The following is a 13,462-nucleotide window of genomic DNA, read 5'->3' on the forward strand; positions in this document are numbered from 1 at the left end:
AGACGGTTTCAAAATTTGCTCTAAGCTTAGTGAGTAGTCAAAAATTGTCAATTATACTTATGGATAAAAATGACGACCTAAAGTGACTGGTTCTAAACTCAGTTAATCAGTAGGAATTTATCTGCTTTTCACTAGCGCCGCCGTATAATAAGACAATTTCAACGGTAGTGGCATAAAAAAAAAGACAAAAACGTGCATATTTTGATGATTTAAACCAAGTAATGCTTGATTATTAATACCTTTTATCAATATGTTGAAGGTTGTTAAAAGCGATTGTTTATAGAATTTGTCTGTTTTTTTAAGATGATAGACTGAATAAATAGACCAATAATGACAATGAAATATTTTTTTTCACTTTATTTACTAATTGATTAAAAAGTGTCTAATTTATAATGTTTCATTACATTTTAAGTGGTGAGCTCAACATTAGAAAATGAAGTTTATTTTGTAATTAATTTATAAGTGCATATGATTTTTATCCTTTTTTACATTTGAAATTACTCAATTCAATTAGATAAAAAAACAATGACCATGTGAGCAATATTCATTTTTCTAATTAGTTTTAAAAGTACAAATTATTTGAGATTTAATTTTCTTTAAGTTTTTGAAAAATAAAATAAATATTATATTTCTTAAAAAAATATATTTTTGTAGTGAGTTGTGCTTTAGTCTAATTAAGACAAATCGAACATTTGAGTTCAGTAACACTAAATTAAAATAAATTGATATAAATATTAATGGCTTAGTGTTTGTATTTAAATGGAGAGATGACTTAACTGTAAGAAAGTAGATGTAAATGATTCTTATTTAAAAATATTTTATGGTTGACGCCTGCTTCGTAGGTTTGTAATTTGAAATTGCACGTTTTATAATTCCGTGTCGTATAAAGGTTTAGACAATTTATTTGTCTAACAAATGCCAGCTTTCCTTCGAATTAATTCCAACAAACTCCGGATGGAGTTTTTAACTACAGGATGCCCGCTGTGAAAAGCAACAGACCTGTCAATTTGTCCATGGGTCAAGTTTTAGACGTAAACTTAAAATCCCCTGTGGCTATTGCATCTATTTTACACCGTCTTTCAGGTGTCATCGTATTTTTACTCGTACCAGTTCTTTTATGGATCTTAGACAAATCATTGTCTTCTCCTGAGGGCTTTGCACAAGTTCAAGCTATTTTTGATAGCTTTATCGTGCGCTTCATCGTATGGGTATTTGTCGCTGGCTTAATCTACCACTTCATCGCAGGTATCAAGCATTTGCTTGCTGATATGGGTATCGCTGAAGAGTTACAAAGTGGTCGTGTAGCAGCAACAATCGCATTAATTTTATCTGCAATTGGTATCGTTGCATCATTTGTATGGATCGTACTCTAATGAAAAGTGCTACTGGTTTAACGGGTTCAGGTTCTCGCGATTGGTTTATCCAGCGTGTAAGTGCTGTAGTTTTAGCTGTTTATACTGTTGTGGTGTTTGGTTGGATCCTTTGTAATGGTGGTTTCAACTTCGAACAGTGGTACGGCTTTATGATGACATTACCGATGAAGATTTTATCTTTATTGGCAGTCTTATCTCTTGTTGCACACGCATGGATTGGTATGTGGCAAGTATTCACTGACTATGTGACGACTCGTCAAATGGGTCCATCAGCATCAGGTTTACGCCTTGTACTGACTTCAGCAGTTATTATTGCTGTATTTGCATATGCGATCTGGGCAATCCAGATTTTTTGGGCGAATTGATAGGAAACAATCATGGGCGCTATAAACCCTAAAGAAGATTATACAAATATTCCACACGAAACTTTCGATGCTGTCATCGTTGGTGGTGGTGGTTCTGGTATGCGTGCTTCTTACCAACTTGCTCAAGCTGGTTTGAAAGTTGCGGTATTGACTAAAGTATTCCCAACGCGTTCTCACACTGTAGCTGCACAGGGTGGTATTGGTGCTTCTCTTGGTAACATGCAAGAAGATAACTGGCACTACCATTTCTATGACACAGTAAAAGGTTCTGACTGGTTAGGTGACCAAGACGCAATTGAGTTTATGACTCGTGAAGCGCCACAAGTTGTATATGAACTTGAACATCTAGGTATGCCATTTGATCGTAACGCTGACGGCACAATTTACCAACGTCCATTCGGTGGTCACTCTGCGAACTATGGTGAAAAAGCTGTTCCTCGTGCTTGTGCTGCTGCCGACCGTACAGGTCACGCACTTCTTCACACGCTTTATCAAAGCAACGTGAAAATGGGTACACAATTCTTCGTAGAATGGATCGCGCTTGATTTGATCCGTAATGAAGCAGGTGATGTACTTGGTGTTACAGCAATTGACCAAGAAACAGGTAAAATTGCAGTATTCCAAGCGAAAGCAACATTGTTCGCAACGGGTGGTGCTGGTCGTGTTTACCGCGCATCTACAAACGCATATATCAACACTGGTGACGGTCTTGGTATGGCTGCTCGTGCAGGTATTCCATTACAAGATATGGAATTCTGGCAATTCCACCCAACGGGCGTTGCAGGCGCAGGCGTATTGTTAACTGAAGGTTGTCGTGGTGAAGGTGCAATCCTTCGTAACAAAGACGGCGAACCGTTCATGGAGCGTTATGCTCCAACTTTGAAAGACTTGGCACCACGTGACTTCGTATCACGTTCTATGGACCAAGAGATCAAAGAAGGCCGTGGTTGTGGTCCTAAAGGTGATTATATCCTTCTTGATATGACGCACTTGGGTGCTGATACGATCATGAAACGTCTTCCATCTGTATTTGAGATTGGTAAGAAGTTCGCGAACGTTGACATCACAAAAGAGCCAATTCCTGTTGTACCAACAATCCATTACCAAATGGGTGGTATTCCAACTAACATTCATGGTCAAGTTGTTGTTCCTGAATCGCGTGAAACTACTCCGCTAGAAGCACATTACGACAAAGACAGCGATACTTATTCTACCAATGCTGCGGATCGCAATTTCACTAAACCAGTGAAAGGTTTCTATGCGATTGGCGAATGTTCATGTGTGTCTGTACATGGTGCTAACCGTTTAGGTACAAACTCATTGCTTGACTTAGTTGTATTTGGTAAAGCTGCTGGCGAACATATCATTGACTATGTGACTAAGCATCACGGTGATGAATATGCGCCGCTTCCAACAACTGTGCTTCAGCAAACTGTCGAGCGTATCCGTCGCTTAGATGAGTCAACTTCTGGTGAGAATGCGCAAGAAGTTGCTGATGCAATTCGCGATATCGTTCAAGATCATGCAGGTGTATTCCGTACAACTGAACTTCTTGAAAAAGGTGTGAAAGAGATTCTTGCACTTGAGCCTCGTATCCGTAATATCCACTTAAAAGACAAATCAAAAGTATTTAATACTGCGCGTATTGAAGCACTTGAAGTGGAAAACTTATACGAAGTTGCAAAAGCAACCTTAATCTCTGCTGCTGCACGTAAAGAATGTCGTGGTGCGCATACTGTTGTAGATTTTGAAGAATCTCCAGATCATCCAGCATATCCTTACGGCCGTCGTGATGATGAGTGGATGAAGCATACTTTATGGTTCTCTGCTGATAACCGTCTTGAGTACAAGCCAGTACGTTACAAGCCTTTATCAGTTGATGCTATTCCACCTAAACCACGTACATTCTAATTGGGAGAAGTAAGATGAGTAGAGGTACTCGTACATTTAATATCTACCGCTACGATCCTGATAAGGATAAAGCACCGTACATGCAAACATTCAAGCTTGAGTTGACTGATAAGCACCGTATGTTGCTTGATGCGCTACTTGCATTGAAAGTTCAAGACGAAACTTTAACGTTCCGTCGTTCATGTCGTGAAGGTATTTGTGGTTCAGATGGTGTAAACATCAATGGTAAAAATGGTTTAGCGTGTCTTTGGAACCTAAACGATTTGCCAGAAGTAATTACTATTCGTCCATTACCAGGTCTTCCAGTAATCAAAGACTTGGTTGTAGACATGAATCAGTTCTATGATCAGTACGACAAAATTCAACCGTTCTTGATTAATAATCAACCTGCACCACCTAAAGAGCGTTTACAATCTCCAGAAGAGCGTGAGCATCTTGATGGTTTGTATGAATGTATTCTTTGTGCATGTTGTTCAACGTCTTGCCCATCATTCTGGTGGAACCCTGATAAATTCTTGGGTCCTTCAGCATTGTTGAATGCATATCGTTTCATTATTGATTCGCGTGATACTGCTACTCAAGACCGTTTGGCTCGTTTAGACGATCCTTTCAGTTTATTCCGTTGTAAAGGTATCATGAACTGTGTATCAGTATGCCCTAAAGGTCTAAATCCAACAAAAGCGATTGGTCACATTCGTAGCATGTTGTTAGATCAAGCTGGATAATGCTGTTCCAAAAAAAGCACACTTAGGTGTGCTTTTTTTTTAATCAAAACTTGATGTTAAATTTAGTTTTCGAGATATTTTGGTTGAAGTGGTTAGATTTGCCCCAATCATAAAAAAATATGCACTTTAGGGATAAATGAAAACGTTTTGCATCTGCAAATATCTTTTTAAAATGTTAAGATATCGGTTTTATGATCCAAGTTGCATGTATTTAAATCTATAATTTTAGGCTTTAGTCTAATAATTATGAATTTTAATAGAATTTATCTAAATGCACCTTATATTATCTCAATGGTTTATAGTTGTATTTAGCTAATTTATGAATGGTATGTGTCAATAAAATCAGTTTGAAGTGAAGTTCATGGTAGGATTTGAACAAAATTTTTAGCATGAATATTATTCAATCTGTACATTAAATCAACATTTTGGTGGTTTGGTGTTAAGCTGAAAGCAGGGATAATCAAATTGAAAAGTTGCTTTAGAAAAGACTAATATTTTTATTTTTTTCTAAGTCAATTTGCAAAAATTGCTCGGTAATTTTATCGAGTATAAAGATGAGTGATGATGCCAATGAGGGCGTTATGATTCGTCATTGGTATTAGAAACTCTCTAATGCTATACGCCCCATGGTCTTTTGTACCAGATGGGTGAATGTCAATTTACCGATTTGGCATTATCAATCATGGGCGAGCTTAGAAAGCTCCCTGTAATGTTTTGCAATAGGAAATGGGTCCACAAATGCAAGAAGTTGCTGACGCATTGCGTCTTGACACTGAACTTTCCGCTGACAGTGCAGCGTATATTGAAGAACTTTATGAGCAGTATTTAGTTGCTCCAGAATCAGTCGGTGCTGATTGGCAAGAATACTTTGGTAAGTTCCCAAAAGGGGATCAACCACACAGCAATGTACGTGAGCAATTCCTTTTATTGGGTCGTAACTCAAACCGTATTCAGCCTGTCGTTCAAAGTTCAGTTAGTTCTGAGCACGAGCGTCGTCAGATTGGCGTATTACAATTAATCGCTGCATACCGTAACCGCGGTCATCAAAAAGCAAAATTAGATCCATTAGGTTTGGCAAAACGAGAAGAAGTGCCTGATCTTGATCTAGCGGCTCATGGTTTAACCAAATCTGACTTAGATACTGTATTCAATACAGGTAATCTTGCAATTGGCAAAACTGAAGCAACTTTAGGTGAAATGGTCAATGCGATGGAGGCGACGTATTGCGCTTCTATTGGTGTTGAATATATGCACATTGTTGACACTAAAGAGAAACGTTGGATTCAACAACGTCTTGAAGGTGTGAAAGGTCAATTTGGTTTTTCAGCAGAACAAAAGAAACATGTTCTTGAACGTTTAACTGCAGCTGAAGGCTTAGAGAAATACTTAGGCAATAAGTATGTTGGTGCTAAGCGCTTTGGTGTGGAAGGCGGTGAATCTTTCATTCCGATGGTTGATGCTGTTATTCAACGCGCAGGTTCTGTGGGATGTAAAGAAGTTGTGATCGGTATGCCACACCGTGGTCGTCTCAACTTGCTTGTCAATATCATGGGTAAAAACCCAGCAGATCTTTTCGGTGAATTTGAAGGTAAATCACTTCACAAGAAAGGTTCTGGTGACGTTAAGTATCACCAAGGTTTCTCGTCAAACGTAATGACTCCAGGTGGCGAAGTTCATTTGGCATTGGCATTTAACCCATCACACTTAGAAATCGTAGGGCCTGTAGTTGAAGGTTCAGTACGTGCTCGTCAAGTTCGTCGTAAAGACATTGGTGGTGATGACGTATTACCAGTAATCGTACATGGTGATGCTGCATTTGCTGGTCAGGGTGTGAACCAAGAAACCTTCCAAATGTCACAAACACGTGGTTATACGGTAGGTGGTACAGTTCATATTGTTGTCAATAACCAAGTTGGTTTTACAACATCAGATCCACGTGATGCACGTTCTACTGAATACTGTACTGATATCGCGAAAATGATTCAGGCACCAATCTTCCATGTGAATGGTGATGATCCTGAAGCTGTATTGTTTGTTGCTCAACTTGCACATGATTTCCGTCATACTTTCCGTAAAGACGTTGTTATCGATATGTTCTGTTACCGTCGTCGCGGTCACAATGAAGCAGATGAGCCAGCAGCAACTCAGCCAATGATGTATCAAGTCATTAATAAGAAAACGACGACTCGTGCATTATATGCTGACAAATTAGTACAAGAAGGTGTAATTGATCGTGCGACTGCAGATCAGATGATCGAAGATTACCGTGCTGATTTAGAAGCAGGTAAACATGTTGCTAATGCACTTGTACTTGAACCGAATAAAAAAATGTTCGTTGACTGGACGCCATACTTAGGTCACGAATACACTGACGTTTGGGATACTACTTTCCCTGAAGAGCGTTTAAAAGAACTTGGTCGCAAAATGCGTGAGCTTCCTGAAGGCTTCGTGATGCAGCGTCAAGTTTCTAAGGTGATCGATGATCGTCTTAAAATGCAAACTGGTGAAATGCCATTGAACTGGGGTGCAGCTGAGACTCTAGCTTATGCTTCGTTATTGGACGAGGGTTATCTTGTTCGTTTAACTGGTGAAGATGTTGGTCGTGGTACATTCTCGCATCGTCATGCGAAGCTTCATAACCAAGTAGACGGTTCGACGTATATTCCACTTTGCCATATTAAAGAAAATCAACCGCGTACAGCGATTTATGACTCATTATTGTCTGAAATGGCAGTATTGGCATTCGAATATGGTTATGCAACAACTCTACCTAAGAGCTTAATTATTTGGGAAGCACAATTTGGTGACTTCGCGAACTGTGCTCAAGTTGTTATTGACCAATTCATTGCTTCTGGTGAGACAAAGTGGGAGCGCGTTTGTGGTTTAACGATGCTTCTTCCACATGGTTTTGAAGGTCAAGGCCCAGAACACTCATCTGCACGTTTAGAGCGTTTCTTACAGCTATGTGCTGAAGAAAACATGCAAGTGATGACGCCTACAACTCCTGCACAGATTTTCCATGCTTTACGTCGTCAGGCGATTCGCCCAATTCGTAAACCAATGATTATCATGTCTCCAAAGTCATTATTACGTCACAAATTAGCGGTATCTAATCTTGATGAATTGGCGAACGGAACTTTCCAAACTGTGATTGATGAAGTTGATAACATTAATAAGTTGGATGTGACTCGTGTAGTGCTTTGCGGTGGTAAGGTTTATTACGATTTACTTGAAAAACGTCGTGAAAATGAATTGAACAACACTGCTATTGTTCGTGTTGAACAATTGTACCCATATCCAGAAGCACGTTTAGCGGAAGTACTTGCACAATATCCAAATATGAAAGAGCTTGTTTGGGCGCAAGAAGAACCGAAGAACCAAGGCGCATGGTTATTCATCGCACCACGTTTATACGAAGGTGTTATGAAGTCAGGTCAACAAATTCAAATCAGCTATGCAGGACGTGAAGCATCTGCTGCACCGGCTTGTGGCTCACCATATTTACATGCAAAACAACAAGCACAACTCGTTAACGAAGCGCTTGCGATCGTAGCAGAATAATCAGGAGAATCTTAAGAATGGCAACCGAAATTAAAGCACCGGTATTCCCAGAGTCAGTTGCAGACGGAACAATTGCAACTTGGCACAAACAACCAGGTGAAGCGGTATCACGTGATGAAGTGATCTGTGATATCGAAACGGATAAAGTTGTACTTGAAGTTGTTGCTCCTGCAGATGGTACGATTGCAAATATCATTAAAGGCGAAGGCGACACAGTTCTTTCTGATGAAGTAATTGCTACATTTGAAGCAGGTGCTGTTTCTGGTGCTTCTCAAACTCAAGCTGTTCAATCTGAAGAGAAAGTTGAACAAGCTGCGGCTGCTACAGAAGCGGGTGCTGCTCCGGTTGTTGAACGTGCTCAAGCTCCTGTTCAAGACCAAGCTCCAGCTGTTCGTAAGGCATTAACTGAAACTGGTATCAATGCATCAGAAGTTTCAGGTACAGGTCGTGGTGGCCGTATCACTAAAGAAGATGTGGCGAATCACCAATCTAAACCTGCTGCTCCTGCTGCTGCACCATTAAGCGTAGCTGTAGGTGAGCGTATTGAAAAACGTGTTCCTATGACACGTCTTCGTAAGCGTGTGGCTGAGCGTTTACTTGCTGCAACGCAAGAAACAGCAATGTTAACGACGTTCAACGAAGTCAACATGAAGCCAATCATGGACATGCGCGCTCAGTACAAAGATGCTTTTGAAAAGCGTCATGGTGCTCGTTTAGGCTTTATGTCATTCTTTGTTAAAGCTGCAACTGAAGCACTTAAACGCTACCCAGCTGTAAATGCTTCAATTGATGGTGATGATATCGTTTATCACGGTTACTATGACATCGGTGTAGCGGTATCTTCTGACCGTGGTTTAGTAGTTCCAGTATTACGTGATACTGATCGCATGAACTATGCTGAAGTAGAAAATGGTATTCGTGATTACGCATTCAAAGCACGTGATGGTAAGCTCGGCATTGAAGATATGACAGGTGGTACATTCACGATCACTAATGGTGGTACTTTCGGTTCATTGCTTTCAACACCAATTTTAAATACGCCACAAACTGCAATTTTGGGTATGCATAAAATCCAAGAGCGTCCAATGGCGGTAAATGGTCAAGTTGAAATCTTACCAATGATGTATTTAGCGCTTTCTTATGACCACCGTTTAATTGATGGTAAAGAAGCAGTAGGTTTCCTTGTAACAATCAAAGAATTGTTAGAAGAACCAGCTAAACTTATCCTTGATCTTTAATTCTAAAGAATAAATCCATGGGCTTAGAGCGATCCTCTAGGCCCATTTTTGGAGAGAAGAATGTCTCAACAATTTGATTTAGTAGTAATCGGCGGTGGTCCAGGTGGTTATGAAGCTGCTATTCGTGCAGCACAACTGGGTTTCAAAGTTGCATGTATTGAAAAGCGTATTCATAAAGGAAAACCATCTTTAGGTGGTACTTGCTTGAACGTGGGTTGTATCCCATCTAAAGCACTTTTAGACTCTTCACATCGTTATGAAGATACTGTTCATCATTTAGATGATCATGGTATTACAACGGGCGAAGTGAAATTCGATCTTCAAAAGTTACTTGCTCGTAAAGATAAAATCGTCAACCAACTTACAATGGGTATCGATGGCCTATTGAAAGGTAACGGTATTGAATGGTTGCAGGGTACAGGTAAATTATTAGCTGGTAAAAAAGTTGAGTTTGTTCCACATGAAGGTGAAACTCAAATTTTAGAACCTAAATATGTCATTCTTGCCTCTGGTTCTGTTCCTGTAAATATTCCTGTTGCTCCTGTAGATCAAGATCTTATCGTTGATTCTACCGGTGCGCTTGAATTCCAAGAAGTACCTAAACGTTTAGGTGTAATTGGTGCAGGTGTAATTGGTCTTGAACTAGGATCAGTATGGCGTCGTTTGGGTGCAGAGGTTGTTGTTTTTGAAGCAATGGATGCATTTTTACCAATGGCTGATAAAGCTTTGGCTAAAGATTACCAAAAAGTATTAACGAAGCAAGGTCTTGATATTCGTGTTGGCGCAAAAGTAGCTGGTACAGAAATCAATGGTCGTGAAGTGACAGTTAAGTACACTCAAGGTGGCGAAGACAAAACTCAGACTTTCGACAAATTGATCGTTTGCGTGGGTCGTAAAGCGTATGCAGAAGGTTTATTAGCAGAAGATTCTGGCATTAAACTTACTGAACGTGGTTTGGTTGAAGTAAATGATTGGTGTGCAACTTCTGTTGAAGGTGTATATGCAATTGGTGACTTAGTACGTGGTCCAATGCTTGCACATAAAGCAATGGAAGAAGGCGTAATGGCTGTTGAACGTATTCATGGTCACGCAGCTCAAGTGAACTATGACACGATTATTTCTGTGATCTATACACACCCTGAAGCGGCGTGGGTTGGTTTAACAGAAGAACAAGCGAAAGAAAAAGGTCACGAAGTTAAAACAGGTCAATTTGGTTTCGCAGCGAATGGTCGTGCGATGGCAGCAGGAGAAAACGCTGGTTTCGTGAAATTTGTTGCTGACGCTAAAACGGATCGTTTGCTTGGTATGCACGTGATTGGACCTGCTGCGTCTGATATCGTTCACCAAGGTATGATCGCACTTGAATTTGTATCAAGCGTTGAAGATCTTCAATTAATGACATTTGGTCACCCAACATTCTCTGAAGTAGTTCATGAAGCTGCGTTAGCAGTAGATGGGCGAGCGATTCACGCGATTCAGCGTAAACGTAAATAACACAAAAAAGAGCGGCTGAGGCCGCTCTTTTTGCATTTGGTGGTTGTTTTTGTTTGAATAATCATCTAAAACTAGAATACTAAATTTAATAAATGCCAATATTTATTGCGAAGGAAGTTTAAATATTGGTGTGTCATAAAAAGTGAAAAGTAGTAAAAGGTAAAACAATGAATTTACACGAGTATCAGGCGAAATCGCTGTTAAAAAAATATGGTATGCCAGTTCAGGAAGGCATCATCGCTACAAATGCAGAGGAAGCAGTAAAAGCATTTGAACAGCTAGGCGGCAAATTCGCTGTTATGAAAGCACAAGTACATGCCGGTGGGCGTGGAAAAGCTGGCGGCGTTAAAGTCGTTAAGTCAGCTGATGAAGCAAAAGAATATGCTTCGCAAATTATTGGTACTCGTTTAGTTACATATCAAACGGATGCAAATGGGCAACCAGTTAACAGTGTACTCGTTGCAGAAGATGTCTATCCAGTTGAGCGTGAATTGTATTTAGGCGCAGTTGTTGATCGTTCATCACGTCGTATTACTTTCATGGCTTCTACTGAAGGTGGTGTCGAAATTGAAAAAGTCGCTGAAGAAACTCCAGAAAAAATTATTAAAGTTGAAGTAGATCCATTGGTTGGCTTACTTCCTTTCCAAGCTCGTGAAGTCGCTTTTGCTTTAGAGCTGAAAGATAAACAGATTAATCAATTTGTTAAAATTATGTCTGCAGCTTATCAAGCGTTCGTAGAAAATGATTTCGCATTGTTTGAAATTAATCCATTGTCAGTCCGTGAAAATGGTGAAATTTTGTGTGTTGATGCCAAGGTCGGTATTGATTCGAATGCTTTATATCGTTTGCCAGAAGTTTCTGCTTTAAGAGATAAATCGCAAGAAAATGAGCGTGAGCTCAAGGCATCTGAGTTTGACCTTAACTATGTTGCTTTAGAAGGTAATATTGGTTGTATGGTGAATGGAGCAGGTCTTGCAATGGCAACCATGGACATCATTAAACTCTATGGTGGTCAACCAGCAAACTTCTTGGATGTAGGTGGTGGCGCAACCAAAGAGCGTGTAATTGAAGCATTCAAGATCATTTTAGCGGATCAGTCAGTACAAGGTGTGCTGATCAATATCTTCGGTGGTATTGTGCGTTGTGACATGATTGCTGAAGCAATTATTGCAGCGGTTCAAGAAGTAAATGTAACAGTGCCTGTTGTTGTTCGCTTAGAAGGGAATAATGCAGAACTAGGTGCAAAATTACTTGATGAATCTGGTCTTAAACTAATTTCTGCAAACGGCTTATCTGATGCCGCAGAAAAAATTGTTGCTGCAGTAAAAGCATAAGGAGTATCAATCATGAGCGTATTAATTAATAAAGACACTAAAGTATTGGTACAGGGCTTTACGGGTAAAAATGGTACATTCCACTCAGAACAAGCTTTGGCTTATGGTACTAAGGTTGTGGGTGGTGTGACTCCAGGTAAAGGCGGTCAAACTCATTTAAATCTACCTGTATTCAATACAATGAAAGATGCAGTGAAAGAGACTGGTGCTGATGCATCGGTCATTTACGTTCCTGCACCATTTGTATTGGATTCTATCGTTGAAGCAGTTGACTCTGGCGTTGGACTGATTGTTGTTATCACTGAAGGTGTACCAACCATTGATATGCTGAAAGCGAAACGCTATCTAGAAACCAATGGAAATGGCACTCGCTTAGTGGGTCCAAACTGTCCAGGTGTTATCACGCCGGGTGAATGTAAGATTGGTATTATGCCAGGACATATTCATCAGCCAGGACGAATCGGTATTATTTCGCGTTCTGGTACGTTGACCTATGAAGCTGTTGCACAAACTACGAAGTTAGGATTAGGTCAATCAACGTGTATTGGTATTGGTGGAGATCCAATCCCTGGTATGAATCAGATTGATGCTTTGAAACTGTTCCAAGATGATCCAGACACAGATGCAATTATTATGATTGGTGAGATTGGTGGTACAGCTGAAGAAGAAGCGGCAGAATATATCCAATCAAATGTGACCAAACCCGTTGTTGGTTATATTGCTGGTGTGACTGCACCGAAAGGTAAGCGAATGGGTCATGCTGGTGCTATTATTTCAGGTGGTAAAGGCACAGCAGAAGAAAAATTCGCTGCGTTTGAACGTGCTGGAATGGCATATACACGTAGCCCAGCTGAACTTGGTTCAACGATGCTAGAAGTACTTAAAGAAAAAGGTCTAGCTTAATGCTTTAAGTAAAAAAGCCTCCTGAGTGGAGGCTTTTTTTCATGCATAATAATAAGATATAGAAACGTAAAATTAATATGATTCAAAATTTAAAACTTTATTTACAAGCTTTGATGTTTTTTTCAATTTCTGCTGTTCACGCGAATTCCTTGGATCATGATGAAAATACGAATGATCAAAATCTCATTTTTAATTTTTTTGAAGCTCAGCAAGAACTTCACTATGAGCCTGCCATAGAAGATTTAAATAGTGAACAGACCAAGATTGCAGAATTAAATGAGAAAGAATATTCGAGATTTGATGTATTGACGCATTCAATTTTTCAATCCGAACGTATTCAATTTTTTAATTTCACGGCTTTTGATCGGAATGAATTGAAGAATAAACTTGATACAGGTCATTTTGACTTATCAAATCTGGAACAATTAAGCATTACGTTTGGATATGGTGTTGAGTATTTGCTGAAACAGAATCAAACGATAGGGTACGAGTTTTTATCCTCGTTTCCCTACGATCGAGGCAGATTGATTCGGATTTTTTGGAATCAGACATTTTAAA

General features: G+C 39.7%; 10 protein-coding genes. All 10 read left to right on the forward strand.

Annotated elements, in window-relative coordinates; translation table 11 throughout:
- Positions 1 to 974: 974 nt before the first annotated feature.
- The 10 genes from sdhC (at position 975) to AC1M9N_RS06040 (ending at position 13,461) form a co-directional block, all read left to right on the forward strand.
- On the forward strand, positions 975 to 1,373 hold the full coding sequence (sdhC, locus tag AC1M9N_RS05995; protein ID WP_179997761.1) for a succinate dehydrogenase, cytochrome b556 subunit: 399 nt from the start codon (positions 975 to 977) through the stop codon (positions 1,371 to 1,373).
- Positions 1,373 to 1,738 carry a succinate dehydrogenase, hydrophobic membrane anchor protein gene (gene sdhD / locus AC1M9N_RS06000; protein ID WP_035268511.1) on the forward strand — a complete coding sequence of 122 codons (366 nt, stop codon included), beginning with the start codon at positions 1,373 to 1,375 and terminating at the stop codon, positions 1,736 to 1,738. Before sdhC ends, sdhD begins: the two co-directional genes overlap by 1 nt.
- Before the next feature lie 12 nt (positions 1,739 to 1,750).
- Positions 1,751 to 3,649 (forward strand): succinate dehydrogenase flavoprotein subunit, encoded by a 1,899-nt coding sequence (sdhA, locus tag AC1M9N_RS06005; protein ID WP_035268510.1) that lies wholly within the window; start codon positions 1,751 to 1,753, stop codon positions 3,647 to 3,649.
- 14 nt (positions 3,650 to 3,663) lie between these two features.
- A complete protein-coding gene (locus AC1M9N_RS06010; RefSeq protein WP_035268507.1) occupies positions 3,664 to 4,374 on the forward strand; it encodes a succinate dehydrogenase iron-sulfur subunit in 711 nt (236 codons plus the stop codon).
- Between the two features lie 738 nt (positions 4,375 to 5,112).
- A complete protein-coding gene (locus AC1M9N_RS06015) occupies positions 5,113 to 7,935 on the forward strand; it encodes a 2-oxoglutarate dehydrogenase E1 component (protein WP_035268518.1) in 2,823 nt (940 codons plus the stop codon).
- A 17-nt stretch (positions 7,936 to 7,952) separates the two neighbouring features.
- Positions 7,953 to 9,173: a 2-oxoglutarate dehydrogenase complex dihydrolipoyllysine-residue succinyltransferase gene (odhB, locus tag AC1M9N_RS06020; protein WP_035268505.1), complete on the forward strand. Its 1,221-nt coding sequence runs from the start codon at positions 7,953 to 7,955 to the stop codon at positions 9,171 to 9,173.
- A gap of 60 nt (positions 9,174 to 9,233) precedes the next feature.
- Positions 9,234 to 10,667, forward strand: a complete 1,434-nt coding sequence (lpdA, locus tag AC1M9N_RS06025; protein ID WP_035268502.1) for a dihydrolipoyl dehydrogenase — start codon at positions 9,234 to 9,236, stop codon at positions 10,665 to 10,667.
- 167 nt (positions 10,668 to 10,834) lie between these two features.
- Positions 10,835 to 12,001: an ADP-forming succinate--CoA ligase subunit beta gene (sucC, locus tag AC1M9N_RS06030; protein ID WP_035268500.1), complete on the forward strand. Its 1,167-nt coding sequence runs from the start codon at positions 10,835 to 10,837 to the stop codon at positions 11,999 to 12,001.
- Positions 12,002 to 12,013: 12 nt separating this feature from the next.
- Positions 12,014 to 12,904 (forward strand): succinate--CoA ligase subunit alpha, encoded by an 891-nt coding sequence (gene sucD, locus AC1M9N_RS06035; protein WP_035268498.1) that lies wholly within the window; start codon positions 12,014 to 12,016, stop codon positions 12,902 to 12,904.
- Positions 12,905 to 12,981: 77 nt separating this feature from the next.
- On the forward strand, positions 12,982 to 13,461 hold the full coding sequence (locus AC1M9N_RS06040) for a hypothetical protein (RefSeq protein ID WP_051586602.1): 480 nt from the start codon (positions 12,982 to 12,984) through the stop codon (positions 13,459 to 13,461).
- Position 13,462: the final 1 nt, after the last annotated feature.

This window comes from Acinetobacter sp. ANC_7655 (genome assembly GCF_056784015.1).